General features: G+C 66.5%; 26 protein-coding genes. 13 read left to right on the top strand and 13 right to left on the bottom strand.

The annotated features are described in order from the left end of the window. Nucleotides 1–16: 16 nt before the first annotated feature. Both radA and A9W99_RS01100 read right to left on the bottom strand, forming a co-directional pair. Complete coding sequence (gene radA / locus A9W99_RS01105) at nt 17–1,432, bottom strand: DNA repair protein RadA (RefSeq protein ID WP_067372086.1); 1,416 nt, start codon at nt 1,430–1,432, stop codon at nt 17–19. A 39-nt stretch (nt 1,433–1,471) separates the two neighbouring features. Continuing rightward, nucleotides 1,472–2,026, bottom strand: coding sequence for a hypothetical protein (locus tag A9W99_RS01100; protein WP_067372084.1), 555 nt, complete (start codon nt 2,024–2,026; stop codon nt 1,472–1,474). 336 nt (nt 2,027–2,362) lie between these two features. Between A9W99_RS01100 and carD the strand changes: the two genes are divergently transcribed. The 6 genes from carD to A9W99_RS01070 all read left to right on the top strand — a co-directional run bounded on the left by carD (nt 2,363) and on the right by A9W99_RS01070 (nt 7,374). Continuing rightward, nucleotides 2,363–2,851, top strand: a complete 489-nt coding sequence (gene carD, locus A9W99_RS01095; protein ID WP_003419482.1) for an RNA polymerase-binding transcription factor CarD — start codon at nt 2,363–2,365, stop codon at nt 2,849–2,851. Nucleotides 2,852–2,863: 12 nt separating this feature from the next. Beyond that, nucleotides 2,864–3,526: a 2-C-methyl-D-erythritol 4-phosphate cytidylyltransferase gene (gene ispD / locus A9W99_RS01090; protein WP_067372083.1), complete on the top strand. Its 663-nt coding sequence runs from the start codon at nt 2,864–2,866 to the stop codon at nt 3,524–3,526. Beyond that, entirely contained in the window at nt 3,523–4,002 is a 480-nt protein-coding gene (gene ispF / locus A9W99_RS01085; protein WP_067372080.1) for a 2-C-methyl-D-erythritol 2,4-cyclodiphosphate synthase, read from the top strand. The genes ispD and ispF overlap by 4 nt, the downstream gene beginning before the upstream one ends. 62 nt (nt 4,003–4,064) lie before the next feature. Beyond that, nucleotides 4,065–5,459, top strand: coding sequence for a cysteine--tRNA ligase (gene cysS / locus A9W99_RS01080; RefSeq protein WP_067372077.1), 1,395 nt, complete (start codon nt 4,065–4,067; stop codon nt 5,457–5,459). Next, on the top strand, nt 5,460–6,392 hold the full coding sequence (gene rlmB / locus A9W99_RS01075) for a 23S rRNA (guanosine(2251)-2'-O)-methyltransferase RlmB (protein ID WP_067372071.1): 933 nt from the start codon (nt 5,460–5,462) through the stop codon (nt 6,390–6,392). It begins immediately after the preceding gene. Nucleotides 6,393–6,507: 115 nt separating this feature from the next. Next, on the top strand, nt 6,508–7,374 hold the full coding sequence (locus A9W99_RS01070; protein ID WP_371514910.1) for a glycerophosphodiester phosphodiesterase family protein: 867 nt from the start codon (nt 6,508–6,510) through the stop codon (nt 7,372–7,374). A gap of 11 nt (nt 7,375–7,385) precedes the next feature. Here the strand turns inward: A9W99_RS01070 and A9W99_RS01065 are convergent, their stop codons facing one another. From A9W99_RS01065 to A9W99_RS01035, 7 genes are all read right to left on the bottom strand, one after another. Then, on the bottom strand, nt 7,386–8,624 hold the full coding sequence (locus tag A9W99_RS01065) for an SLC13 family permease (RefSeq protein WP_067372060.1): 1,239 nt from the start codon (nt 8,622–8,624) through the stop codon (nt 7,386–7,388). Nucleotides 8,625–8,628: 4 nt separating this feature from the next. Then, nucleotides 8,629–9,549, bottom strand: coding sequence for an MBL fold metallo-hydrolase (locus A9W99_RS01060; RefSeq protein WP_067372057.1), 921 nt, complete (start codon nt 9,547–9,549; stop codon nt 8,629–8,631). Then, nucleotides 9,549–10,307 carry a LamB/YcsF family protein gene (locus A9W99_RS01055; RefSeq protein WP_067372054.1) on the bottom strand — a complete coding sequence of 253 codons (759 nt, stop codon included), beginning with the start codon at nt 10,305–10,307 and terminating at the stop codon, nt 9,549–9,551. The genes A9W99_RS01060 and A9W99_RS01055 overlap by 1 nt, the downstream gene beginning before the upstream one ends. 77 nt (nt 10,308–10,384) lie before the next feature. Next, the gene (locus A9W99_RS01050; RefSeq protein ID WP_067372050.1) at nt 10,385–11,098 is read right to left on the bottom strand and encodes a sensor domain-containing protein; all 714 of its coding nucleotides are present in this window, start codon (nt 11,096–11,098) and stop codon (nt 10,385–10,387) included. A gap of 70 nt (nt 11,099–11,168) precedes the next feature. Beyond that, a complete protein-coding gene (locus A9W99_RS01045; protein ID WP_067372047.1) occupies nt 11,169–12,032 on the bottom strand; it encodes a metal ABC transporter permease in 864 nt (287 codons plus the stop codon). Beyond that, a complete protein-coding gene (locus A9W99_RS01040; protein ID WP_067372041.1) occupies nt 12,032–12,871 on the bottom strand; it encodes a metal ABC transporter ATP-binding protein in 840 nt (279 codons plus the stop codon). Before A9W99_RS01040 ends, A9W99_RS01045 begins: the two co-directional genes overlap by 1 nt. A gap of 4 nt (nt 12,872–12,875) precedes the next feature. Then, on the bottom strand, nt 12,876–13,814 hold the full coding sequence (locus A9W99_RS01035; RefSeq protein ID WP_067372038.1) for a metal ABC transporter solute-binding protein, Zn/Mn family: 939 nt from the start codon (nt 13,812–13,814) through the stop codon (nt 12,876–12,878). 202 nt (nt 13,815–14,016) lie between these two features. On the opposite strand from A9W99_RS01035, the gene A9W99_RS01030 reads away from it, so the two are divergent. After that, a complete protein-coding gene (locus tag A9W99_RS01030; protein WP_067372031.1) occupies nt 14,017–15,096 on the top strand; it encodes a LacI family DNA-binding transcriptional regulator in 1,080 nt (359 codons plus the stop codon). 37 nt (nt 15,097–15,133) lie between these two features. Here A9W99_RS01030 and kstR read toward each other — a convergent pair whose 3' ends face one another. Beyond that, nucleotides 15,134–15,739 (bottom strand): cholesterol catabolism transcriptional regulator KstR, encoded by a 606-nt coding sequence (kstR, locus tag A9W99_RS01025; RefSeq protein ID WP_172828782.1) that lies wholly within the window; start codon nt 15,737–15,739, stop codon nt 15,134–15,136. 326 nt (nt 15,740–16,065) lie between these two features. On the opposite strand from kstR, the gene A9W99_RS01020 reads away from it, so the two are divergent. Further along, the gene (locus A9W99_RS01020) at nt 16,066–18,171 is read left to right on the top strand and encodes an acyl-CoA dehydrogenase (RefSeq protein ID WP_067372024.1); all 2,106 of its coding nucleotides are present in this window, start codon (nt 16,066–16,068) and stop codon (nt 18,169–18,171) included. Between the two features lie 159 nt (nt 18,172–18,330). Here the strand turns inward: A9W99_RS01020 and A9W99_RS01015 are convergent, their stop codons facing one another. Further along, nucleotides 18,331–18,864, bottom strand: a complete 534-nt coding sequence (locus tag A9W99_RS01015; protein ID WP_067372401.1) for a hypothetical protein — start codon at nt 18,862–18,864, stop codon at nt 18,331–18,333. A gap of 59 nt (nt 18,865–18,923) precedes the next feature. Continuing rightward, complete coding sequence (locus A9W99_RS01010) at nt 18,924–20,000, bottom strand: ferredoxin--NADP reductase (protein ID WP_156622889.1); 1,077 nt, start codon at nt 19,998–20,000, stop codon at nt 18,924–18,926. A gap of 202 nt (nt 20,001–20,202) precedes the next feature. Between A9W99_RS01010 and hsaA the strand changes: the two genes are divergently transcribed. The 5 genes from hsaA (at nt 20,203) to A9W99_RS00985 (ending at nt 24,871) form a co-directional block, all read left to right on the top strand. After that, complete coding sequence (hsaA, locus tag A9W99_RS01005) at nt 20,203–21,387, top strand: 3-hydroxy-9,10-secoandrosta-1,3,5(10)-triene-9,17-dione monooxygenase oxygenase subunit (protein WP_067372020.1); 1,185 nt, start codon at nt 20,203–20,205, stop codon at nt 21,385–21,387. Nucleotides 21,388–21,435: 48 nt separating this feature from the next. After that, entirely contained in the window at nt 21,436–22,311 is an 876-nt protein-coding gene (hsaD, locus tag A9W99_RS01000; protein WP_067372019.1) for a 4,5:9,10-diseco-3-hydroxy-5,9,17-trioxoandrosta-1(10),2-diene-4-oate hydrolase, read from the top strand. Continuing rightward, nucleotides 22,311–23,213 carry an iron-dependent extradiol dioxygenase HsaC gene (gene hsaC / locus A9W99_RS00995; RefSeq protein ID WP_067372016.1) on the top strand — a complete coding sequence of 301 codons (903 nt, stop codon included), beginning with the start codon at nt 22,311–22,313 and terminating at the stop codon, nt 23,211–23,213. The genes hsaD and hsaC overlap by 1 nt, the downstream gene beginning before the upstream one ends. 11 nt (nt 23,214–23,224) lie before the next feature. After that, complete coding sequence (gene hsaB / locus A9W99_RS00990) at nt 23,225–23,791, top strand: 3-hydroxy-9,10-secoandrosta-1,3,5(10)-triene-9,17-dione monooxygenase reductase subunit (protein ID WP_067372013.1); 567 nt, start codon at nt 23,225–23,227, stop codon at nt 23,789–23,791. Nucleotides 23,792–24,043: 252 nt separating this feature from the next. Continuing rightward, entirely contained in the window at nt 24,044–24,871 is an 828-nt protein-coding gene (locus A9W99_RS00985; protein WP_067372010.1) for a CHAD domain-containing protein, read from the top strand. Nucleotides 24,872–24,930: 59 nt separating this feature from the next. Here the strand turns inward: A9W99_RS00985 and A9W99_RS00980 are convergent, their stop codons facing one another. After that, entirely contained in the window at nt 24,931–25,407 is a 477-nt protein-coding gene (locus A9W99_RS00980) for a hypothetical protein (RefSeq protein ID WP_067372007.1), read from the bottom strand. Nucleotides 25,408–25,520 lie beyond the last annotated feature (113 nt).

Here is a 25,520-nt window from a genome sequence, read left to right as displayed (position 1 = left end):
GCCGATTAGGGGGACCCTATTGGGACTTGTCCAGCCGATACGACTTGGCCGGGGCAGCGCAGCGGTGGTCGGCGATGTCGACCATGTGCTTGAGAGCAGCAACGATGTTGGGCGCACACAGGGCATGCATGCCCGCCGGTAGTACCTGGTGACCCGGCGGGATCAGCGCGAGGTTGAACCCCTGTCGGCCCGCTTCGGCAAGGCGCCGTTCCATGCCGTGGACCCGGCGCAGGTCGCCGGCCAGGCCTACCTCACCAATCACGACCACCGTGGCCGGGAGTGGCAGATTCGCATACGCCGAGGCCAGCGCGATGGCCACCGCGAGGTCCGAGGACGGGTCGGTCAGCCGCATGCCGCCCACGGTGGACAAGTAGATGTCGTTGATCGCGAGACTTTTGAGCCGGGCGTGCTTTTCCAGCACCGCGGTAATCATGGCGGCCCGGGCATGGTCGATGCCGCTGACGGCACGACGGGGCGAGCCGCCGTTCGGCGTCGCCAGTAAGGCCTGGACCTCGCCGATCAGTGGTCGCTTCCCGTCCAGCGCCACCGTGATCGCCGTGCCGGGGACTGGGGCGGGGCGTTGATCCAGGAACAGGTTGGACGGGTCGGCGACGTCTTCGATTCCGTTGTCGTGCAACTGAAAACAGCCGACTTCGTCGGAAGCGCCGAAACGGTTCTTGATACCGCGAACCATGCGCAGCGTGCTGTTGCGGTCGCCTTCGAAATGCAGCACCACGTCGACCAGGTGCTCGAGTGACCGTGGGCCCGCGATGGCCCCTTCCTTGGTGACGTGGCCGACCAGGATGACCGCGACTCCGTTGGCCTTGGCCGCCGCGGTAAGCGCCGCCGTCACCGCCCGCACCTGTGTGACGCCGCCGGCGACGCCGTCGGACTCGGCGGTCGAGATGGTCTGCACCGAGTCCACGACGACCAGGGTGGGCCGGACCGTGGCGATATGGTCCAGCACCCTGTGCAGGTCGGCTTCCGCGGCTAGGTAAAGCTCGTCACCGACGCACCTCATCCGGTCCGCACGCAGCCGGATCTGGCCGGCGGACTCCTCACCGGAGACGTACAGCACGCGCCGGCCGGACTGCGCGTGCCGATGGGCCACCTTGAGCAGCAGCGTCGACTTACCCACCCCGGGGTCGCCGGCCAGCAGCGTCACCGAGCCGGCCACCACACCGCCGCCGAGTACCCGGTCCAACTCGTCGACGCCGGTGGGGCAGGGTTGCACCTGGTTCGCGTCAACCAAACTGATCGGAACGGCTTGGGCAGCGCCGGCCACCGAACGCCGATTGCCGCCGCCGACCGCACTGAGCACGGCCACCTCGTCGACGGTGCCCCAGGTTCCGCACTCCAGGCAGCGCCCTACCCATTTAGCGGTGACGTGACGGCATTCCGAGCAGCGGTACTGGGTACGCGTGGTCGCCACGACATGACCGTATCGGGCCGGTGTGACAGCCCGGCGGATTCACACGCGCTGCGGTTCCGGCCCGGCCGAAATCGGCACCATCACGCTGCCCTGACCGGCCACCTCGAATTTGAAGTTGAACTTGTAGGTGAGCCCGTTGCTGATCGGCTCGGCCAAGGTGACTACGGCCTTGGCCGCGTTGCTGGTCCCGATGGGCCCCGGCGCCTCCGCCCGCTGACCTTCGGGCGCACCGACGAACAGCATCCCGCTGGGCTGCAGACGAGCGTCGTTGGTGATCTCGACGCGCCCGATGTCACTGGTGATCTCCACCAGCCTGTCGGCTACGTAGGGCGATTGATTGACAGCGACGAACACCAGGTCCACCGTCCGGCCCCGCTCGATGAAGTCACCGGTCTGCGAGGCCTGGATGCGGATATCGCGTAGTTCCACTCGCTGGTCGCCGTTGGTGATGGTGAGCCTGTTTCCGTTGACGGCGGGCTCCTGGTTGGCCGTCTGCGCAATCTGGCCGGCTCCACAACCGCTGAGCACCAGCGCGATCAAGGCAACGAGGCCGACGATGAGGATGGCGGGGAGGCGGGTCTTGAAGCGGTTCACTCAATGCCTCCTGGATTGGCCGCTGATTCAGGGAAGGGCGCAACGGTCGAACATTCAACTATGCACAGTAGTAGGTGCGGTGCCGTCGACGATAGCCCACCGCACCCAACTGGAAGGGCACCTGCCAGGGCGGCTGACCGTTGCCGGTGCGTCTCCGGCGGCCCCAAGACCAGCGCAGCAGCACCCCGGGAAAGCCGCCGGCGGTGTGACGCCTTGCACGTCTTGCCTCGCCTGTCAACCCCTAATCTGCGGGTGTCGTGCCCCTGACCTGCACCGTTGTTCCGCGGGTGTTGGACGGCCGTGTTAGCATGGAGTAACGAAAGGGGCTCGAATCAGATGATTTTCAAGGTCGGAGACACCGTTGTATACCCACACCACGGTGCTGCGTTAGTCGAGGCGATCGAAACCCGAACCATCAAAGGGGAGCAAAAAGAGTATCTCGTCTTGAAAGTTGCGCAGGGAGACCTGACGGTTCGAGTGCCCGCGGAGAACGCCGAGTACGTCGGCGTCCGCGATGTGGTCGGCCAGGAAGGCCTGGACAAGGTTTTTCAGGTCCTGCGCGCGCCGCACACCGAAGAGCCGACGAACTGGTCCCGCCGCTACAAGGCCAACCTGGAAAAGCTCGCCTCCGGCGACGTCAACAAGGTGGCCGAAGTGGTGCGCGACCTGTGGCGTCGTGACCAGGAACGCGGTTTGTCCGCCGGCGAGAAGCGCATGCTGGCCAAGGCTCGGCAGATTCTGGTAGGTGAGTTGGCGCTCGCTGAGAGCACCGACGACGCCAAAGCCGAGACCATCCTGGACGAGGTTCTGGCCGCCGCGTCCTGAAGACGTCTCTAGTTGCAAGTCGTCGCAATAGTTCCGGCCGCAGGGTCGGGTGAGCGGCTGGCTGCCGGCATTCCCAAAGCGTTCTATCAACTCGACGGGCGCACCCTGCTCGAACGGGCCGTCAACGGCCTGCTGGATTCCGGTGTCGTCGACAACGTGGTGATAGCCGTACCCGCCGGCCGCGCCGACGAGGCCAAGCGAGTCCTCGGCGGCAACGCCATAGTGGTGACCGGTGGCGCCAACCGCACCGAGTCGGTGGCGCAGGCGCTGCAGGCTGTCCCGGGAGATGCGGAGTTCGTGCTGGTGCACGACGCCGCGCGGGCGTTGACCCCCCCGGAGCTGATCGTGCGGGTCGTGGACGCGTTGCGAGCCGGCAACAGTGCCGTGGTGCCCGCGCTGCGGGTCTCTGACACCATCAAGGCCGTGGATGCCAACGGGGCGGTGCTCGGCACCCCTGAGCGGGCCGGACTGCGCGCGGTGCAAACCCCGCAGGGGTTCGCCAGAGACCTTCTCGAGCGGGCTTATCGGCACGTGAATAGCGCCGAATTCACCGATGACGCGTCCCTGGTCGAGCACGTCGGCGGCCAGGTGCAGGTGGTTGAGGGCGACCCGTTGGCCTTCAAGATCACCACCCCGCTCGATCTACTGCTGGCCCAAGCGATCGTGCGGCAGTGAACGACTTGCCACGCGTCGGTTTGGGCACCGACGTGCATCCGATTGAGACTGGACGGCCCTGCTGGCTGGTGGGGCTGTTGTTTCCCGACGCCGACGGCTGCGCCGGACATTCCGACGGCGACGTGGGGGTGCACGCGCTGTGCGACGCGCTGCTCTCCGCCGCAGGGCTGGGCGACATCGGCGCCGTGTTCGGGGTGGACGATCCGCGTTGGAAGGGCGTCACCGGGGCCGACATGCTGCGTCATGTCGTCGAGCTGCTGTCGCAGCAGGGCTACCGGGTCGGCAACGCTGCCGTGCAGGTGATCGGCAACCGGCCCAAGATCGGCCCGCGTCGCGCCGAGGCGCAGTCTGTGCTGTCGGGTCTGGTGGGAGCGCCGGTTGCGGTGTCTGCCACCACCACCGACGGACTGGGCCTCACCGGCCGCGGTGAGGGCGTCGCCGCCATCGCGACGGCGCTGGTGGTGCGGGTCGCCTGACACCTGCTGTGCGGCCCAAGCGGTCGCGGGTCGCGGCAATTGGCCAGGTAAGCTGGCACGTCGTGACCTTGCGGCTACGCGACACGGCGTCTGGGACGGTGAGAGATTTCGTCCCGCTGCGCGACGGGCACGTCTCCATTTACCAGTGCGGCGCCACCCCGGACGCGTTACCGCACATCGGGCACCTGCGCAGCGGGGTGGCCTTTGACATCCTGCGCCGCTGGTTGCTGGCCCGCGGCTACAGCGTGGCCTTCATCCGCAACGTGACCGACATCGAAGACAAGATCCTGACCAAGGCCGCAGCGGCGGGCCGGCCCTGGTGGGAGTGGGCCGCCACCCACGAGCGGGCATTCACCGCGGCGTACGACGCCCTGGATGTCCTGCCGCCGTCGGCCGAGCCACGCGCCACCGGCCACATCACCCAGATGATCGAATTAATGCAACGCCTGATCGAAACTGGCCACGCCTATACCGGCTGCGGCGACGTCTACTTCGACGTGCTCAGCTACCCGGAATACGGGCAGCTGTCCGGGCACCGCATCGACGACGTCCACCAGGGCGAGGGGGTGGCCACCGGCAAGCGCGACCAGCGCGATTTCACCCTGTGGAAAGCCGAGAAGCCGGGTGAGCCGTCGTGGCCGTCGCCGTGGGGCCGCGGACGTCCGGGCTGGCACATCGAATGCTCGGCGATGGCCCGCACCTACCTTGGGCCGGAATTCGATATCCATTGCGGCGGAATGGATTTGATATTCCCGCACCACGAGAACGAGATCGCGCAGAGCCGTGCCGCCGGCGACGGATTCGCCCGCATCTGGCTGCACAACGGCTGGGTGACGATGGGCGGGGAGAAGATGAGCAAGTCGCTGGGCAACGTGGTTTCCATACCGGCGATGTTGCAGCGGGTGCGCCCGGCCGAACTGCGCTACTACCTGGGCAGCGCGCACTACCGCTCGATGCTGGAGTACTCGGAGGCTGCCCTGCGGGACGCGGTCAACGCCTACGTCGGTGTCGAGGACTTTCTGCACCGGGTGCGCAACCGCGCCGGGGCGGTCGTGCCCGGCGAATGGACCCCGCGGTTCGCCGAGGCGCTCGACGACGATTTGTCGGTGCCGACCGCGCTGGCCGAGGTCCATCAGATGCGCGCGGAGGGCAACCGTGCCCTCGATGCCGGCGACCACGAGGGAGCCTTGAAGAGTGCCAGCGCAATTCGGGCGATGATGGGCATTTTGGGCTGCGACCCGCTCGACGAACGCTGGGAATCGCGTGACGAGACATCGGCCGCGCTGGCTGCCGTCGACGTGCTGGTGCAAAACGAGTTGGAAAACCGGCAAAGGGCGCGCGAGCAGCGCGACTGGGCGCAGGCCGACGAGATCCGTGATCGGCTCAACCAGGCCGGAATCGAAGTCACCGACACCGCCGACGGGCCGCAATGGTCGCTGCGGTCGGACGACAAGTAGATGGCCGGTAACTCGCGCCGGCGGGGGGCGGTGCGCAAAGCGGGCACCAAGAAGGGCCCCACCGTCGGGTCGGGCGGACAGCGTCGACGCGCCTTGGAGGGCCGCGGCCCCACGCCGCCCGCGCACTTGCGGCCCAACCATCCCGCCGCCAAGCGGACTGCCGCGCAGGCGCGGCGGCCGGCCCGGGGTCGTGTCGACGAAACCGAGACCGTGCTTGGCCGCAACCCGGTGCTGGAATGCCTGCGTGCCGGTGTTCCGGCGAACGCGCTGTATGTCGCGCTCGGTACCGAGGCTGACGAGCGACTCACCGAATCTGTTTCCCGGGCCGCAGATTCGGGAATTGCGATCCTCGAGGTGCCGCGCAGCGACCTGGACCGGATGACCGCAAACCACCTGCACCAGGGCATCGCGCTGCAGGTACCGCCCTATCGGTACGCCCACCCCGACGACCTGCTGGCCACTGCGCTGGACACACCGCCGGCGCTGCTGGTGGCGCTGGACAACATCTCCGATCCCCGCAACCTCGGTGCGATCGTGCGTTCGGTGGCGGCGTTCGGCGGTCATGGCGTGTTGATCCCGCAGCGTCGTTCCGCCTCGGTGACGGCGGTGGCGTGGCGCACCAGCGCCGGTGCCGCGGCCCGGATCCCGGTGGCGCGTGCCACCAATCTCACCAGGGCTCTTAAGGATTGGGCAGATCACGGTCTGCGGCTGATCGGGTTGGACGCCGATGGAGACACACCGCTCGATGACCTGGACGGCACCGACCCGGTGGTGCTGGTGGTCGGTTCGGAAGGCAAGGGGCTGTCCCGGCTGGTGCGGCAGAACTGCGACGAAGTGGTGTCCATCCCGATGGCCGGTCAGAGCGAGTCGCTGAACGCCTCGGTGGCAGCCGGGGTGGTGCTTGCTGAAATCTCCCGCCAGCGTCGGGGCTGAGTTTTTGGGTGAGCAAACGCAAAATCGCCCCAAATTGGCCAATTTTGGGCGATTTTGCGTCTGCTCGCGGGTGTTGGGTGCGTGGCTCGCGGGGGTCGCTTTAATCGGTTGGCCGGTGACCGCGCACGCCCAGTCGTCCGACTTCGACGTACAGGCGCACGCCGGCGGGCGCGGCGAGGCTACCGGGGAATCGCTGCGTGCGTTCGCCAAGTCGATCCAAATCGGAGTCAGCACGTTGGAATTCGACATCAACATCACGAAGGATCAGCAACCCGTGGTGTGGCACGATCCGGCGATCGATTCCCGGCAGTGCTCCGACACGGGGCCGGCATTTTACGGCGATCCGGCATACCCTTACGCCGGCAAACTCATCCATGAGCTTACCCTGGCGCAGCTCCGGACCCTGGACTGCGGAAAACCCAGCGGCGAATTCCCGCAAGCAGAAGTAGTGTGGCACAACAAGATAGCGACTTTGCCCGAAGTCTTCGAGGCCACCGGTGATGCTGACGTCCGCTACAACATCGAGACCAAGGTGGCCGCCGACCGTCCGGAGGTCTCGGCTGACCCGCAGGAATTCGTCGATGCGTTACTGGCCGCCGTCAGGACTGCGGGAAAGGTAGACCGGGTTGAAATTCAGAGTTTCGACTGGCGGACGCTGCCGATGGTTCATCAGGCCGCGCCGTCGATTCCGTTGGTGGCCTTGTGGAATGAGGAAACCTGGGTACCGGGTTCGCCGTGGCTGGCCGGTATTGATTCGGCAGTGGTCGGTGATCCGATCATCGGCGCGATGATGGTGGGCGCAAGCATGCTATCGCCCAGGTACACGCTGGTCGACAAGGCGTTCGTCGACAGGGCACACGGGTTGGGGCTCAAGGTGATCCCCTGGACGGTGAACAGCGCCGATGGCATGCGCAAGCTGATCGCTGACGGCGTCGACGGCCTCATCACCGACTATCCAGCGCTGCTGCGCGGCTTGCTTTAGCCTGCTCGCGATTACAAGCCAAGCACTCGCGCGCCGGCCCACAGCGCCAACACCGCCGCCACCAAAGCCGTAGGCACGGTGCACAGCCCCAGCAAGGTGTACTCGCCGAAGCCAGCCTCGACGCTGTGCTGTCGCAGCACTCGTCGCCATAGCAGGTTGGACAGCGAGCCGACGTACGTCAGGTTCGGCCCGATGTTCACTCCGATCAGCACCGCCAGCACCGCCGCCGGCCCGCTGGCCGCGACCAGCGGCATCATGGCCAGCGTCGCGGGCAAGTTATTGACGACATTGGCCAAAACAGCGGCCAGCGCGGCGATTCCGAGTAGCACGGGCAACCCGGAGCCCGACGGCAGCACCGCCGACATGTGCGTCGTCATCCCGTTGAGCATGACGGCCTGCACCACGACGCCCAACGCCAGCACGAACACCAGAAACGAAACGTTTACCGAGCGCGCGATCTCCACCACCGAGGTGCGCCGGTGGTAGAGGCTACGCAGCGCCAACACCGATGCGCCGGCCAACGCGGCCCAGGCCGGCGCCAGCCCGACCGATTCGGCAAAAGCAAAAGCGACAAGCGTCAAACCGACTACCACCACCACGAACACCGGCGGCCGAGGCGGAGCCCCGAGTTGCTCAGGGTCCGGCGCAATGCGCAGATCCCGTCTGAAAAACCATCGGAAGACCACGTATATCGTGCCCACCGCTGCCAGCCACGGCAGTGTCATCACCAGCGTGAACTTGGTGAACGAGATGTCGGCGACGCGGAAGGCCAGCAGGTTGGTCAGGTTGGATACCGGAAGCAGCAGCGACGCCCCGTTGGCCAGGTGTGCGGTGGCATAGGCATAGGGCCGCACCGGAGTTCGCAACCGCCGGACCGTGGCCAGCACCACCGGGGTCAGCAACACCACGGTGGCGTCCAGGCTGAGCGCGGCGGTGATGGTTGCGGCGATGACGAACACCTCGCGCAACAGGCCCCTGGATCCCAACCGCTGGGCCATGGCCGCGCCCGCCGCCTCGAACAGGCCCTCGTCGTCGCACAGCTTGGCCAATACCAGCACAGCGCCCAGAAAGACGACGACACCGGCCAGTCCGGACACCTGCGCTGCCGCCTGGCGTGTCGAGATCGCGCCCGTCGCAATGAGAATGAATGCGGCTGGAACCGCTGCGATCGCCTCCGGCCATCCCCGTGGACGGGCAACCGCGAACGCGAGCACGACAATAAGCAGTATTAGCGCAAGGGTCAGAGTCAAGGTTCTAGACCCAGGGGTCCTCGCGCCGCCACAGGGTCGGCATGTGCAGCGCGACACCGTCGGATGCAGCCAGCTCGTCGAGGATGCGGATGGACTCGTCCAGATCGTCGGCAGCATAGGGGAAGGCGCGCAGAGGTTCTGACAGCGGCCGCATGAAATCGTCCCAGTGGACGAGAACCACCCGGTGTGCTCCTACCGCACGCACCACCTCGGTCCAGTAGTCGACCAAGTACGACCGCGGCTGCACACCCAGCTGTCCGACCCCCAGATACACCACTTCGGCGCGATAGCCGTCCAACGCGCCCTTGACAAACCCGGCGCTGCCCTGGATCAGCAGCCTGCGCCCCGTCGGCCGATGCTGGATGAGCGTCGACCATGCCTCACCACAGCGATACGCCGACGCCCGCACCGGCGGCACCACCGGCTCGCCGATCACTCCGGGAAACCGGTCCGGCGGGCAGTGATGCGACTCCACCAGCGTTACGTCGAAGGCGCCCAATTGAATTGGCTCACCGGACGCCACCACGACGATACGGTCGTCGGGCAGCCCGTATCCGCGCCCGACGTTGGCCGCCGACTCACCCCCGACGATTTTCGCGCCAGTCCGGTCGGCCACCAGCGCGGAATCCATCGCGTGGTCGATGTGCGTGTGTACGGGTATGACGGCCTCCAGCCGCGAAATCCCGGCCCGTGCAAGGCATTCGTCGACACGCTCTGAGGACGGCGACACCTTGCCGAAAGCCAGCTGCGGCAGACCCGGGCGGGAGAAGTAGCCGTCGGTCAGCACGGCTGAGGTGCCGTCGTCGAGCAGTAGGGTCGTCACACCGAGCCAGGTAACCGACAGCGGCGCAACCGATTCGGCGACGGGCACGTCGAAACGGTCCGAATACCGCCCGATATCGGGACGCCCCAGCTTCATTCGCATCAGCAGAAAGCCTTGATCTCGATGCCCGCAGCTTTCAGCCGATCGTGCACCGCAGCCGCGATCTGCACCGCACCGGGTGAATCACCGTGCACACAAACAGATTCCACGGCGACGGGGACCGCGGTGCCGTCGACCGCTGCGACCTGGCCGGTGGTCACCATGTCGAGTACTCGGTGCGCGATCAGGTCCGGGTCGTGCAGCACCGCGCCGGGTTCGCGTCGGGAAACCAGCTGGCCGTCGGCACGGTACGCACGATCTGCGAATGCCTCGGGCACCGTTCGCAGTCCGACCCGGGCCGCCTCGTCGAAGAACGCCGAACCGGTCATGCCCAGCACCGGCAGGGTGGCGTCGACCATGTGTACCGCGGCCGCGACAGCGGCGGCCTGTTCGCGATCACGAACGATCGTGTTGTACAGCGCCCCATGGGGTTTGACGTATGACACCGCCGATCCGCAGGCCTGCGCGAGGGCCTGCAAAGCGCCGATCTGATACACCACATCGGCGAGCAGGTCCTCGGGGGCGACGTCGATGAAGCGCCTGCCGAACCCGGCCAGGTCGCGATAGCTCACCTGCGCGCCGATCCGCACGCCCCGCTCGGCGGCCGACCGGCACACGCGAAGCAGGCCGGCCGGATCGCCGGCATGAAAACCGCACGCGACGTTGGCGCTGGTGACGATCCCAAGCATGGCTTCGTCATCACCGAGACGCCAGACGCCGAAACCCTCGCCCAAGTCGGCATTGAGGTCGATGCGCGTCATTGATCTAGCTTATGAGCTTGCGCACCTCGACACCCTGGCAACTAGCTGGACAACGTCGCCGACGCCGGCTGCATCGCCTACTGTTTGGCCATCTTGGCCGCGATCTGCATGGCGATGTCCCTCGCCGCCGAACCCGATTGGGTGAACGCGCACGTCGCGATGTCGATGGCGACGTTGTTGCGCACGGTCAGCGCGCGCTGACACGTCCATCCGTCGCCGCCCTCCTGGACCTCCGACGTGCTTAGGGTGCCGTCCCGATTGGTGACCTCGGCCACCGCCCACACGGTGTCGGGCTGACCCGGGGTCGGGTCGGAGAACCGGCGTTGAGAGCAGGCGGGCCAGCTTTGTATGGAGGACTTGAAGAAGGATGCGGCGTCGCGGCCGGACGGGAAAGCGACGACGGCCTGAATGGCGTAGTGGTCGCGCCTTTTGGAGCCGTCCACGCTGTCGTCGAGCCGCTGGCCCCGCATAGCGGTCCAGCCCGTGTTGGCATAGACCTTGGCCTGCGCGGGCCCATCCACGGCGAGGCAATTTGGGTCGGTCACGTCGGCGCTCCAATCCCACATCTTGCGGGCGTCGAACCAGATCTTCATCGAGGTCGCGCCGAGAGCGCTGTTGATCTGTCCGACGTCGAGAAGCAGTCCGGCAAGCGCGGAGATCGGTAGCGGCGGCTCGGCGTACGGGCCGGACTTGTCGGCCGGTTCGGCCTTCCCGCTGACCCGGTCGGTGCATCCGGCGACCAGCGTGCATACGCTCAGCAGCAAAAGTATCGCAATTTGCTGACGCATCATCGTTTTCCTACCGGCGCGTGAGCCGGAAAGAAAACCCGTCCAACCGGCTCGGGTGTTGCGTTGGACAAGCTTAAGTGCTGGCGTACTGGCGTCGCCGGCCGATCAGCCAACAAAACAGGTAGATCAAAAACGAAATGGTCGCGACGAACACCGAGACCGGCACGCCGGGCGCCAGGGACAGCAGGATGCCTGCGACGGCCGAAACTTCGGCGAACACCACGGCCGCCACGATCGCCGCGACCGGCGAGGTCACTACGCGGGCCGCCGCTGCCGCCGGCGTGATCAGCAACGACATCACCAGCAGTGCCCCGACGATCTGCACGGCCTGAGCGGCCACTACCCCGACCAGTGCGGCGAACACAATGCCCAGGGCGCGTACCGGCACCCCACGCGCGGCGGCCACCTCCGGGTCGACGGTGGCGAACAGCAAGGGCCGGTAGCAGACCGCGAGCACGGCGATGACGAGCAGACAAACGGCTGCCAGCATCGCCAGCCCGGAATACCCGACTCCGACGATCTGGCCGGTCAGCAAAGCAAAACTGGTCGCGGTCCGACCCGGGTAGAGATGGATGAACAGCACCGCCAATCCCAGGCCGAACGCAAGCACCACCCCGGTCACCGAATCCCGCTCGCGGGCGCGCTGACCGAGCAGACCGAACAGCGCCGCCGCGAGTGCGCTGCCGATCAGCGCACCCAGGCCCACCTGGAAGCCGACCAGCAAAGCGAACGCGGCGCCGGTCAAGGAAAGTTCGCTGGAGCCGTGCACGGCGAACGACATCTGGCGCATCACGATAAACGGGCCGATCAGCCCGGCGACCAGGCCCAGCAACGCCGCCGCGATCAGCGCCTGCTGCACGAAGTCGTGTCGGAGCAGGTGGGCGGTGATGTCGAAAGAGAACAGATGGTCGAGCATCTCGGCGAGCCGGTAGTTCATCAGACGTGCCCATCGTGGGTCGGCACCATCTGTTCCGGCGCGCCGACGACCACATACCGGCCCTTGACCTTCACCACCTCGATGTCGGCCTGGTAAAGCCGCGACAGTGTCTGGCTCGTCATCACCTGCTCGACGGTGCCGACGGTGAACCGGCCGTCGACCAGGTACAGCACGCGGTCCACGTACGGCAGGATCGGGTTGACCTCGTGGGTGACGACGATGACCGTGGTCTCGGCTTGCCGGCGGCGCCGGTCGATCAGCGCCGCTATCAACTTCGCGTTGGCCGGGTCCAGCGTCAATAGCGGCTCGTCGCAAAGCAGCAGCCTCGGGTCGCTGGCCAGCGCCTGCGCTACGCGCACCCGCTGCAGCTCGCCGCCGGACATCACCCCGACGCGGAGATCCGCCAGCCGTTCGCCGTTCACCTGACGCAGCGCCCGCCGCACGGCCTCGCGCCGGCCGGCCCGATCGGCGGGGCGTAGCGACACCCAGCCCCACCGGCGACCGTCGATGCCAAGCGCGACCAGGTCACGCCCGCGCACCATGACGTCGCGGTCCATCGGCCGATGCTGCGGCACATACCCGATGTGGCCGCTGCCCGAAGTGATGCGTTTGCCTTCCACCAGCGCGACGCCGGCACTCAGCGGAAGCTGCCCCAGCAGCACCTTGAGCAATGACGTCTTGCCGGTGCCGTTGGGCCCCAACACCGCGACGAACTCTCCGCGCGACACCGAAAGGTCAAGGTGATCCCACAGCACGCGATCGCCGAACGCCAACCGGGCACCCTGGAGCGAAACGCTCTGCGCACCGCGGCCGACGACCCCGACAGCCTGGTGACTCACGCGCTCATCGGCCCGACCGCAGTGCGGCGAGCAGCTGGTTGACCGTATTGCGTTGCCACGTCAGGTAATCGGTGCCCGGCGGTAGGGTCTCGGTCACTTCGGTCACCGGGACACCTGCGCGGCGGGCAGCGTCCTTGAGGCCGTTCGTGGCGGCGCTGGACGTCTGCGGGTTGACCAGCAGCGCGGCTACCTGCCGGTGGTTGATCAGGTCCAGAACCGATGCCATGTCGGCCGGTGAGGGATCGGTTTCGTTCTCGTTCGCCGCGGTGAAGGCGGGCGGGGTGCGATTCACCAGGCCAGAAGCGGCGATCAGATAGTGCCCGACGGGTTCGGTCGCGATGATGCCGGTCGCGGGGTAGTTGGCGGCGATGGCGTGTTCGGAGATGGCGATCGCGTCGGCACCGCGGCAGAACTCTGCGGCATTGGCGCGGTAGTCGGCGGCGTTGGCCGGGTCGATGGCCGCCAGCCGGTCGGCGATCAGCGCGGCGACCGACTTGGCGACGTTCAGGTCGTAGAAGACGTGTTCGTCGGGCGGCCCGGCTCCGGAGCTGGCGGGCTCGAGAAGTGAATACGCATTGACCGATTTGATTCCAGGATGGGCGGCGAGCACCTGCTCGACCCACGGGTCGTACCCGCCGCCGTTGTAAACCACCAGGGCCGCGTCGGCGATCGCTGCGGCGTCCGACGGGCTGGCTTGGTACGAGTGCGGATCGGTCTCGGGGGCGGACAGCACGGACCTGACGGTGAGATGACTTTTGGCGACGGCCCGCGCGACGCTGCCCCACACGTCGGTGGACGCCACGACCGCGCCGGCGTGCGGGTGCGCCCCACCGCTAGTGGCACAGCCGGTCAACAACGTCGAGCCGATCAAGACGGCGATGACGGTGCAGCGCCAGCGCGCCCTGGCCGGGCGCGGCGGGTCGCCGGTGTTCACTAGCGCCATTCGTGTCTCAGGACCCGATGGTGCCGACCCGCTTCGCGCGGCGCCGCCGCGCTTGCGATCGCCACAAGAGCCGTCCGCACGCCCGATTTCCTCTCGCCGGCCCTAAGCTGACCACCAATATTAATGAAAATCGTTTCCATTAGTAAAGCGGGGTCACGCGGCGCTTACCTGCGCCCGCGAATCCGCTGTAGCGTGGCCGGACGTGAGTCCCACACCGCGCCGGCGTGCGACTCTGGCGTCCTTGGCGGCCGAGCTGAAGGTCTCGCGGACCACCATCTCGAACGCCTTCAACCGACCGGATCAGCTTTCACCCGAACTGCGGGAGCGGGTGCTCGCCACGGCGAAGCGGTTGGGTTACGCGGGACCCGATCCGGTGGCGCGATCGCTGCGTACCCGCAAAGCCGGCGCGATCGGTCTGGTGATGACCGAAGCGCTCACCTACTCCTTCAGCGACCCCGCGGCCCGGGATTTCGTTGCGGGAGTGGCGCAATCGTGCGAAGAACTGGGGCAGGGGCTGTTGCTGGTAGCGGTGGGACCCGGCCGCAGCCTGACCGACGGAACCGCCGCCGTGCTCTCCGCCGGGGTGGACGGTTTCGTGGTCTATTCGGTCTGCGACGAAGACCCCTATCTGCAGGTGGTCCTGCAACGGCGGCTGCCGGTTGTGGTCGTTGACCAGCCGATGGACCTGCCCGGAGTGTCGCGGGTGGGTATCGACGACCGGGCGACGATGCGCGAAATCGCAGACTACGTAATGGGATTGGGGCATCGCGAGATCGGCCTTCTCACCATGCGTCTGGGCCGGGACCGACGTCACGGCCTGGTGGACGCGCAACGGCTGAAGTCGCCCACGTTCGATGTGCAGCGCGAGCGGATCATCGGGGTCTGGGAGGCGATGACGGCGCACGACATCGACCCGGAATCGCTCACCGTGGTGGAGAGCTACGAGCACCTGCCTGCCTCCGGCGGCGACGCCGCGAAGGTGGCGCTGGACGCCAATCCACGCATCACCGCGCTCATGTGCACCGCAGACATACTGGCCTTATCGGCCATGGATTACTTACGGGGACATGGCATTTACGTCCCCGGCCAGCTGACCGTCACGGGTTTCGACGGCGTCCCGGAGGCGATCAGCCGCGGTCTGACCACCGTTGCGCAGCCGAGCCTGCAGAAGGGACGCCGAGCGGGTGAACTGGTGCAGAAGCCGCCGCGGTCGGGTCTGCCGGTTGTCGAACTGCTGGCCACTGAGCTGATCCGGGGACGCACCGCGGGCCCGCCCGCCTAAGCCCGTCGCGCGCATTGACGCCCGCATGGCCGCAGAATCAGCTGCGAGAACCTTCGCCGTTGCCGATCAACAGCCGCACGGCCAGGTCGAGCCGCTTACTGACGTCGGTCGCCGAGGCTCGGCGGGTGAGCCAAGCCAGCAGGTTGTTCGTCCAGACATCGGAGATCACGCGGGCGACTTGGTACTGGTGCTCGGTCGGCTCGCCGTCGGCCATCGCGCGCGCGAACATGCTGTCGATGAGTTTCTCGACATGGTCAACCTCGCTTGCCGCGGAGGCGTCGGCGAACACGTATGCGCGGGTCATCGCCTCGGTGAGCAGCGGATTGCGCTGCATCGCCCGGTTGAGCTTGTCGACCATGAACTTCAGTCGCTGAAACGGGGTGCCCCCTGCAACGGCCGAACGGTCGGTCTTGGCGTCGATCCGGGTGAATTCCCGGCCCAGCGCCGACACCAGCAAATGCACCTTCGACGGGAAGTAGCGGTACAGCGTCCCGACCGCGACATCAGCGCGGTCTGCCACCGCCCGCATCTGCACCGCCTCATAGCCGCCCTTGGACGCGATGGCCATGGTCGCGTCGAGGATGCGCTTACGCCGTTCCCGCTGCGCCTCCGAACCGAGCTCGGATTCAGCCAATACCGCCACGTTCACCACCTCTCGGGGCTGCGCGGTGTCGGCGGCGCGGCCCGGGTTTGTGTTCGTTGGCGACATCTGAGGGGTAGCTCCTTTTCCGGCGGTCCGTTCGCAAACGATACGCATTTCGTGTGTGAATTTCCCACCTCCCGGCCGCCGACACAACCACGTGTCCTGCTGCAATGGCGTTCGACTTGACGGTCGACTACTGGCACTATTAGAACACGTTCTAGTCCGACGATGCGGGTTGTGGAGCAAGCCGAGGAGGAGTCGGACAGTTGGGACCAGGGGCAGATCGCCCCGCTTGTCACGTCGAACAGCACGCGGAGGACTCACACGTGGTAGGGACCGTCACCGACGAACAGTCTGCCGCGCGCGAGTTGGTGCGCGATTGGTCCCGGAACTCGGGCCCGAGCCAGGCTGTCCGCGCCATTGAGCAAGGCGACGCCGACGCCTGGCGGCCGGTATACGCGGGCCTGGCCGACCTGGGACTGTTCGAAGTCGCCGTCCCGGAGGAGCACGGTGGGGCGGGCGGCAGCATCGAAGACCTGTGCGCGATGGTCGAGGAGGCCGCCAAGGTGCTGGCGCCCGGGCCGGTCGCAACGACGGCGCTGGCAACGCTGGTCGCGACGGATCCCGACGTGCTGAGCGCGCTCGCGTCGGGCGAACGCTTCGCCGGTCTCGCGCTCGAAGGGGAGGTGCGGTTCGACAGAGACACTTCGCGCGCGTCCGGCACTTTGCCGTGGGTGTTGGGCGCCGCGCCCGGTGGGTTCCTGGTGTTGCCGGCCGCGGGGGATTGGTTGCTGGTGGACAGCACCGCCGAAGGGGTGTCGATTGAGCCACTGCCGGCCGCCGACTTTTCCCGGCCGCTGTCCCGGGTGGTGCTGACCTCGGCGGAGGCGTCGTTGCTGGCCGAGCGGCCGGTAGCCGACCTGGCCGCGACGGTGCTGGCCGCCGCGGCGGCCGGGGTGACCCGCTATGCCCTGGACACCGCGGTCGCCTACGCCAAGGTGCGTGAGCAGTTCGGCAAGCCGATCGGTAGCTTCCAGGCCGTCAAGCATCTGTGTGCGGAAATGTTGTGCCGGGCCGAGCAGGCCGAGGTGGCCGCCGCCGATGCGGCCCGGGCCGCCGGTGATTGCGATGAAAGTCAGTTCGCCATCGCTGCGGCGCTGGCCGCGAGCATCTGCATGACCGCGGCGAAGGCCAACGTCAAAGACTGCATTCAGGTGCTCGGCGGGATCGGCTGCACCTGGGAACACGACGCGCACCTGTACCTGCGGCGGGCCCACAGCATCGGCCGCTTTCTCGGCGGCGCCGAGAGCTGGCTACGGCGCGTCGCCGCGCTGACCCAGGACGGTGTCCGGCGCCGCCTCGGTATCGATCTGTCGGATGTCGAAAGCCTGCGTCCGGAGATTGCCGCGGCCGTCGGCGAGGTTGCCGCGCTGCCCGAGGAGAAGCGGCAAGTGGCGCTGGCCGATTCAGCTCTGCAGGCGCCGCATTGGCCCCCGCCGTACGGGCGCGACGCGTCGCCGGCCGAGCAACTGCTGATCGATCAGGAGCTGGCTGCGGCCGGCGTGGAGCGTCCGGACCTGGTGATCGGCTGGTGGGCGGCGCCGACCATCCTCGAGCACGGCACGCCGGAGCAGATAGAGCGCTTCGTCCCGGCCACCTTGCGCGGTGAATTCCTTTGGTGCCAACTGTTTTCCGAGCCGGGAGCCGGTTCGGACCTGGCGTCGCTGCGCACTAAGGCCGTGCGGGCCGAGGGTGGCTGGCTGCTCACCGGACAGAAGGTGTGGACATCGGCGGCGCACAAGGCGCGATGGGGAGTCTGCCTCGCGCGCACCGACCCGGACGCACCGAAGCACAAAGGCATCACCTACTTCCTGGTGGACATGAAATCGCCCGGAATCGAAATCCGGCCGCTGCGGGAGATCACCGGCGACTCGCTGTTCAACGAGGTGTTCCTGGACAACGTGTTCGTTCCCGACGACATGGTGGTCGGCATGGTGAACGACGGCTGGCGGTTGGCCCGCACCACGCTCGCCAACGAGCGCATCGCGATGGCCACCGGCACCGCCCTGGGCAACCCGATGGAAGAGCTGCTCAAGGTGCTGGCCGAGCTGGACCTCGACGCCGCCGATCAAGACCGGCTCGGGCGGCTGATCGCCACCGCCGCCACCGGCGCACTGCTCGACCAGCGGATCGCCCAGCTGGCGCTTGGCGGTCAGGACCCGGGTGCGCAGTCCAGCGTGCGCAAGCTCATCGGCGTGCGCTACCGCCAGGCGCTGGCCGAATACGCGATGGACGTGTCCGAGGGTGGCGGCCTCGTGGAAAACCGCGCCGTACACGACTTCCTCAATACCCGCTGTCTTACGATCGCCGGCGGCACCGAGCAGATCCTGCTCACCGTCGCCGCCGAGCGGTTGCTCGAATTGCCGCGCTAGCGATCTCCACCTAGAGACATATCCATGGGCTTCGAGTGTGTACTGACGGTTTTCGGTGTGAACGTAGGGCTTTCAGCGTGAGCGTGGGGCGGGAGTCAGCGCTGGATCTGCGCCCAGGCTGCACACCCAAAGCCCACGATTCACGCCGAAAGCCAAACCCTAGGAGAAATTCGCCTGCGCGCAAGTGCTCGGCGAGGTGATGTTGACCCCCGGGTAGACGACCTGGATGTGGGTGCAGAGGAAGACGTTGATGTCGGTCTTGGGCTGGCCGGTCGACCAATCGGTCGAGTCGATGCGGCCGCTCGTCTGGTATTTGTCCGGCGGTCCGTCACCGAAGTAGACGGTGGTGATCTCGTCGCTCCCCCCCGACTTGTTGACCCGCTCGTACTGGCCGTTCGCATGGACGTCCAGGTAGGCCAGCCGGTTCGACGAGCGGACCTCTGTGGTCTGGCGCGCCCAAAGCCCGGACGGGAAGCCCGTCACACCGTCGGGGGTTTGCATGTCGGCTCCGACGGTGAAGTCGCAGCTGCCGTTCGCTTTGATGCAATTGATGAAGGCGTGCGTCTCCAGCTGGTTCGGGCCGTCCAGCGGAAACAGGGTGGTGGCGGTGTTACTCGCCGCATGAGCTGTTCCGGCAGGTGCGAACGGGAACATAAGTCCGACGACAGCAAACCCCATCACCAGCCGCTTCATCATGCTTGCCTTCCCCTGCAATCCCACTGCCGACCTCAAGGAGAACTTAACGCTTGCGGCTATTCGTCGTAGGTCACTTCCACCGAATCGGTTTCCGGGTGCGACTGACAGGCCAATATCAGCCCGTCGTCGAGGTCCTGCTGTTCCAGCACGTCGTTGACTTCCATGCTCACGTTGCCGCCGCGCAGCGTGCACGCGCAGGCACCGCAGTGGCCCTCTCGGCATGAGAACGGCGCGTCGAGGCCGGCGGCCAGCAACACGTCGAGCAGCTTGGCGTGGCGCGGCCATGACACGGTGCGGGTCTCACCGTCCAACTCCACGACCGCGGTGGCAGGGGGTTCGTCGCCGGCGTCTTCGATCTTCACCGCGGCGAACGGATCCGAATCCAGCGACTTGAACACCTCGATGTGCACTAGCTGGGCAGGAACGTCGAGCGCGGTCAACGCTTCCCTGGACGCCTGCATGAACGGGCCGGGCCCGCAAATGTATGCCGGCCGCCCGATATAGGGGGCGGCCAGCTTCGCCAGCGCGGTCGCGCTCGGCAGACCCTGCAGCGACTCCAGCCAGTGCACCACGGTGAGCCGGTCGGGATACTTGGCAGCCAGCTCACGCAGGGCGTCGCGGAAGATCACCGAGCGGTCGTCGCGGTTGGCGTAGAGCAGCGTTACGTGACCACTGCCCTCGGAAAGCGCCGATTTGCAGATCGCCATGATCGGAGTGATCCCGCTACCCGCCGCGAGCAGTAGGAAGTCGTCGTCCAGCGTTTTGGGCACGAAGTTGCCCGACGGCGCCAGGACGTGGATCCGCATGCCCTTGTGGGCGTTGTCGCACAGCCAGTTGGACGCGTATCCATCGGCGGTTCGTTTGACCGTGACGGTCAGCGCGTCGTCGGTGTAGGGCGAGCTGCACAGTGAGTAGCAGCGGGCCACCGAGCCGGTGCGGTCGCTGGGAACTCGCAGCGTCAGGAACTGGCCGGGCGCGTAGCGCAGCCGCTCCGCCGGGATATCCGGGTCGTTCGGGCCGTCCGGCACCGCGAACACCAGTGACCGCGCCTCGTCGGTCTCGGCGACGACGTCGGCGATCTGCAGTTCAAGGACGTGGTCGCCGAGTGGCTCGTCGGGAATCGCGTCGGTCACCGCCCGTCCTTTCTCCGTCACGGCCCGCTGCGATCGGCTGCGCCGATCCTGCGATCGCCACGGGTCACAACTAGAACATGTTACAGAAAACCCGATTGGTATCGCTACCAGCCGCAGGAATACCCTGCTCGACACAAATCGGAACGTGTTCTAGTCTTTCGGGTAATCCACTCGGTAGGTCTGGCCCAGGAGGCAAACGTAAGTGACGTCCATTCAACAGCGTGACGCGCAGTCGGTGTTGGCCGCCATCGATGATCTGCTTCCCAAGATTCGGGAGCGCGCCCAGGCAACGGAGGACCTGCGCCGGCTGCCCGAAGAGACGGTCCAGGAGCTCGACGAGGTCGGCTTCTTCACCCTGCTGCAGCCCGAGCAATGGGGTGGCCTGCAGTGCGATCCGACGCTGTTCTACGAGGCGACGCGACGTATTGCGAGCGCGTGCGGCTCGACCGGCTGGGTGAGCTCGATCGTCGGCGTGCACAACTGGCATCTGGCGCTGTTCGACCAGCAGGCCCAGGAGGAGGTGTGGGGCGAGGACCCCAAGACCCGCATCTCGTCCTCGTACGCCCCGATGGGTGCCGGCGTCGTGGTCGACGGCGGATACCTGGTCAACGGATCGTGGAACTGGTCGTCTGGTTGCGACCACGCCTCCTGGACGTTCGTGGGCGGCCCGGTGATCAAGGACGGCCGCCCGGTGGATTTCGGCAGCTTCCTGATTCCGCGCACCGAATACCGCATCGACGACGTGTGGCATGTCGTCGGTTTGCGCGGAACCGGCAGCAACACGCTGGTGGTCAAGGATGTCTTCGTGCCGCGGCACCGGTTCCTGTCCTACAAGGCGATGAACGACGGCACCGCCGGAGGATACCGGACCAACACCGCCCCGGTATACAAGATGCCTTGGGGCACGATGCATCCCACGACCATCTCGGCCCCGATCGTAGGTATGGCCTACGGCGCATACGACGCGCACGTCGAGCACCAGGGCAAGCGGGTGCGCGCGGCATTCGCCGGTGAGAAGGCGAAGGACGACCCGTTCGCGAAGGTGCGAATCGCCGAGGCGGCCAGCGACATCGACGCCGCATGGCGACAGCTGATCGGAAACGTCGGTGACGAGTATGCGCTGTTGGCGGCCGGCAAGGAGATTCCGTTCGATCTGCGGGCCCGCGCTCGTCGTGACCAGGTGCGGGCGACCGGGCGAGCGATCGCTTCGATCGACCGGTTGTTCGAGGCGTCGGGCGCCACGGCGCTGGCCAATGACCAACCGGTGCAACGCTTCTGGCGCGACGCGCACGCCGGCCGGGTGCACGCGGCCAACGACCCCGAACGGGCATACGTGATCTTCGGAAACCACGAGTTCGGGTTGCCGCCCGGCGACACCATGGTGTAGCCCGCCGGCGACGATGCAGAACGAAGTGATGAGGAGGAGCGGCGCATAGTGACTGTCGGCACCGAGGAATTGACGTTCGAATCCACCTCGCGCTTCGCCGAAGTGGAGGTTGACGGACCGCTGAAGCTGCACTACCACGAAGCGGGTGTCGGCAATGACCAGACGGTCGTCCTGCTGCACGGCGGTGGCCCCGGCGCGTCGAGCTGGACGAACTTTTCCCGCAACATCGCGGTGCTAGCTCGTCATTTCCACGTGCTGGCCGTCGACCAGCCGGGCTACGGTCACTCCGACAAGCGGGCCGAGCACGGCCAGTTCAACCGGTACGCAGCGCGGGCGCTCAAGGGGCTCTTCGACCAGCTGCAGCTGGGTCGCGTTCCGCTGGTTGGCAATTCGCTGGGCGGTGGCACCGCGGTCCGCTTCGCGCTGGACTATCCGGACCGGGCCGGGCGGCTGGTGCTGATGGGCCCGGGCGGGTTGAGCGTCAACCTGTTCGCGCCCGACCCGACCGAGGGCGTGAAGCGGCTCGGCAAGTTCTCCGTGGAGCCCACCCGCGAGAATTTGGAGGCGTTCCTGCGAGTGATGGTCTACGACCAGAAGCTGATCACCCCCGAGCTGGTGGATCAGCGTTTCGAGTTGGCCAGCACGCCGGAATCACTGACCGCCACCCGGGCGATGGGAATGTCGTTCGGCGGGGCCGATTTCGAGCTCGGCATGATGTGGCGCGAGGTGTACAAGCTGCGCCAGCCGGTGCTGCTGATCTGGGGCCGTGAGGATCGGGTCAATCCGCTGGATGGAGCGCTGGTGGCGCTGAAGACCATTCCGCGTGCGCAACTGCACGTCTTCGGGCAATGTGGACACTGGGCGCAGGTGGAGAAGTTCGACGAGTTCAACAAGCTCACGATCGATTTCCTGGGAGGTGCGTGATGAGCATTCGCTCGCTGGGCTGGCTGCGCATCGAGGCCACCGACATGGCGGCGTGGCGCGAGTACGGCTTGAAAGTTCTCGGCATGGTCGAGGGGAAGGGCGCCACCGAGGGCGCTCTCTATCTGCGGATGGACGACTTTCCGGCTCGGCTCGTGATCGTGCCCGGCGAGCAGGACCGTCTTGCGGAGGCAGGCTGGGAATGCGCGAATGCCGAAGGCCTGCAAGAGATCCGGAACCGGCTCGACGTCGAGGGCACGCCGTACAAGGAGGCCACCGCCGCCGAGCTCGCCGAACGGCGAGTGGACGAGATGATCCTGTTCTCCGACCCGTCGGGCAATCCGCTTGCGGTGTTTCACGGTGCGGCTCTGGAACACCGCCGGGTGGTCAGCCCGTACGGCCACAAGTTCGTCACCGGCGAGCAGGGCCTGGGGCACGTGGTGCTCACCACCCGCGACGACGCCGAGGCGCTGCACTTCTATCGGGATGTACTGGGATTCAAGCTGCGTGACTCGATGCGGATGCCACCGCAGATGGTGGGACGCCCCGCCGACGGCGCGCCGGCGTGGCTGCGCTTCTTCGGCTGCAACCCGCGTCACCACAGCCTGGCCTTCCTGCCGCTGCCGACGCCCAGCGGGATCGTGCACCTGATGGTCGAGGTGGAGAACGCCGACGACGTGGGCCTGTGCCTGGACCGCGCGCTGCGCCGCAAGGTGCCGATGTCGGCTACCCTCGGCCGCCACGTCAACGACCTGATGCTGTCGTTCTACATGAAGACGCCCGGTGGGTTTGACGTCGAATTCGGTTGCGAGGGCAGGCAAGTCGAGGACCACGACTGGATCGCCCGGGAGAGCACCGCCGTCAGTCTGTGGGGCCACGACTTCACCGTCGGCGCGCGCGGCTAACTTGAAGCGAAATGGCTGCCGCGCCGATTGACCCGCGCACGTTCCGCAGCGTGCTCGGTCAGTTCTGCACCGGAATCACGATCATCACCACGGTGCACGACGACGTCCCGATCGGCTTTGCGTGCCAGTCCTTCGCGGCGCTGTCACTTGACCCGCCGCTGGTGCTGTTCTGCCCGACCAAGGTGTCGCGATCCTGGAAGGCCATCGAGGCCAGCGGGCGGTTCTGCGTCAACGTGCTGACCGAGCAGCAGAAGGACGTCTCGGCCCGGTTTGGGTCCAAGGAACCCGACAAGTTCGCCGGAATCGATTGGCGCGCTTCGCCACTGGGTTCGCCGATCATCGATGGCTCGCTGGCGTACATCGACTGCACGGTGGCCTCGGTGCACGACGGCGGGGACCACTTCGTGGTGTTCGGCGCGGTTGCTTCGCTATCCGAGGTTCCTAAGATCAAGCCGCGGCCGCTGCTGTTCTATCGCGGCGACTACACCGGCATCGAGCCGGACAAGACCACGCCCGCTCAGTGGCGTGACGACCTGGAAGCCTTTCTCACCACTACCACGCAGGACACCTGGCTTTAGTCAGCCGATGATGCGCGGCGTGAGCGCTGCGTGTTTCATGAGTCTCATCCGTCACAGAATTCCGGGCGGGTGTGTTTTGTCCAACTCGCAGCGACAGTCGTTGCGCGGCAAGCCAATTTGTCGCGCTGAGGTGGACAAAAGACATAGTCCTCTTCTCCGGTGACGGGAGTGACCGGTGTGTCCAGGCCAATCGGCCGGGCCGTCGCGAGCGTCGTATGTTTGCGAGCCCGCGATTCGGCAATGCTTCGACACATGCAGGCCACACGAGCGCTTGCCGGCTACCTGAATACCCAGATCGATCAGATAATGGCCGGGGACCTCGGCCTGCGTCGTGGGCAGGACCCCATTCACGACACGCGAGTGGCGATCCGGCGGTTGCGAAGCACGCTGCGTGTATTCGGCAAAGCTTTGGATGAGGCAGCGGTCGGCGACCTCGACACCGAACTGATGTGGTGCGCCGGTCTGCTCGGCGAAGTCCGCGATTGCCAAGTGCAGCAACGCCGGTTCACCGACGCGCTCGACAAGATGCCCGACGAACTGATCCTCGGTCCCGTCACCGCACGGATCCGCAACCATCTGCAAGGCATCGAGCTGCCGGCGCGCACTCGGGTAAGTGAGGCGATGGAGACCGAGCGCTACGCGAGCATCATAGCGGCGTTGCGCCAATTGCGCGTCGAACCGCCCGTCAACCGCGGCATCAGCTCCAAGGACCTGCGAAAAAGAGCTTGGCGTGCACAGCGGAAAGCGGATCGCCGCCTCGCAGAGGCCCTTCAAACAAGGGACGGCGCCTTGCTGCACCGCGCACGGAAAGCCGCCAAGCGTGCCCGCTACGCCGCCGAGCTGTATAGGCCGCTGGACAAGTCCGCGAAACGAACAGTCAAGCGTTACAAGCACATTCAAACTGTGCTCGGCGATCATCAGGACACTGTGGTCGCCGCTGAGATACTCCGGCAGCTGGGGATCACCGCGGGGACTGCCGACGGCGAGAACGGCTTTACCTACGGCCTGCTGTATGCGCGCGAGCAAGAGATCGCTCGCCGCTGCCGTCAAGAGGTCCGACGTTATAGCCCGGGGTCGTGAAGCTACTGCGAAATATCAAAGGGGGAAATTTCGCAGTAGCCTCACGCGCAGAGCCAAGCTCAGGTGGATGGGGCGCGATGGTCGTGCCCGCCCGCCTCCGCATCGGTCGTCGGTTCGTATGATTCGTCGCCCGGCACCTCGTGGCGGCCCGGCACCGACCGATCCCGGTCTTCACGCGCTTCCTTCTTGACCTTCGGGTCGATGCTGTCCGCGCGATTCCACTGCTCGTCAAGTTGTTCACGCGACGCGGCGGTTTCGGTTTGATGCTTGGCCGCCCGTTCCTGCAGCCTGGCGGCTTCGGCGGCCTTGACCTCGGCTTCTGCTTGCGCGGCACGCGCCTTGGCGGCTGTCTCGTCGGCCAGCGCCTCACGACGTTCGAGCTTGGCCGTCTCGAGCCTGGCCTGTTCGCGGATTTGTTCGGCCTGCCGCTGACGGCGGCTTCTGGATGCCCGGCTGGCCGCGAAGACCAGGGCCGCGATGACCAAGATGGCCACTACCGCGGCAATCACGATCCAGACGGTATTGCTGGTATGCATATTGAGCTCCGTTGACGGACGGTTTTGGTTGCTGGCTGCAGCCGTCCATACCGGATCCCCATATTCGACATAACTAAAACTAGGAATGCCGACAGTGCAAAGAGCTTGCCAAA

This window comes from Mycobacterium sp. 1164966.3, from assembly GCF_001665395.1.
Classification (GTDB): domain Bacteria; phylum Actinomycetota; class Actinomycetes; order Mycobacteriales; family Mycobacteriaceae; genus Mycobacterium.
The sequence above is the reverse complement of the archived record's forward strand: the minus strand, read 5'-3'. Positions and strand labels throughout refer to the sequence as shown.

Bases quoted from the DNA above. Each gene is read 5' to 3' on its own strand.
- A9W99_RS01035 (WP_067372038.1), bottom strand. From the start codon at position 13,814: ATGGCGCTAGTGAACACCGGCGACCCGCCGCGCCCGGCCAGGGCGCGC.
- A9W99_RS01015 (WP_067372401.1), bottom strand. From the start codon at position 18,864: ATGAAGCGGCTGGTGATGGGGTTTGCTGTCGTCGGACTTATGTTCCCG.
- carD (WP_003419482.1), top strand. From the start codon at position 2,363: ATGATTTTCAAGGTCGGAGACACCGTTGTATACCCACACCACGGTGCT.
- hsaC (WP_067372016.1), top strand. From the start codon at position 22,311: ATGAGCATTCGCTCGCTGGGCTGGCTGCGCATCGAGGCCACCGACATG.
- A9W99_RS01045 (WP_067372047.1), bottom strand. From the start codon at position 12,032: ATGAACTACCGGCTCGCCGAGATGCTCGACCATCTGTTCTCTTTCGAC.
- rlmB (WP_067372071.1), top strand. From the start codon at position 5,460: ATGGCCGGTAACTCGCGCCGGCGGGGGGCGGTGCGCAAAGCGGGCACC.
- hsaB (WP_067372013.1), top strand. From the start codon at position 23,225: ATGGCTGCCGCGCCGATTGACCCGCGCACGTTCCGCAGCGTGCTCGGT.
- A9W99_RS01050 (WP_067372050.1), bottom strand. From the start codon at position 11,098: ATGATGCGTCAGCAAATTGCGATACTTTTGCTGCTGAGCGTATGCACG.
- A9W99_RS01055 (WP_067372054.1), bottom strand. From the start codon at position 10,307: ATGACGCGCATCGACCTCAATGCCGACTTGGGCGAGGGTTTCGGCGTC.
- A9W99_RS00985 (WP_067372010.1), top strand. From the start codon at position 24,044: ATGCAGGCCACACGAGCGCTTGCCGGCTACCTGAATACCCAGATCGAT.
- A9W99_RS01060 (WP_067372057.1), bottom strand. From the start codon at position 9,549: ATGCGAATGAAGCTGGGGCGTCCCGATATCGGGCGGTATTCGGACCGT.
- A9W99_RS00980 (WP_067372007.1), bottom strand. From the start codon at position 25,407: ATGCATACCAGCAATACCGTCTGGATCGTGATTGCCGCGGTAGTGGCC.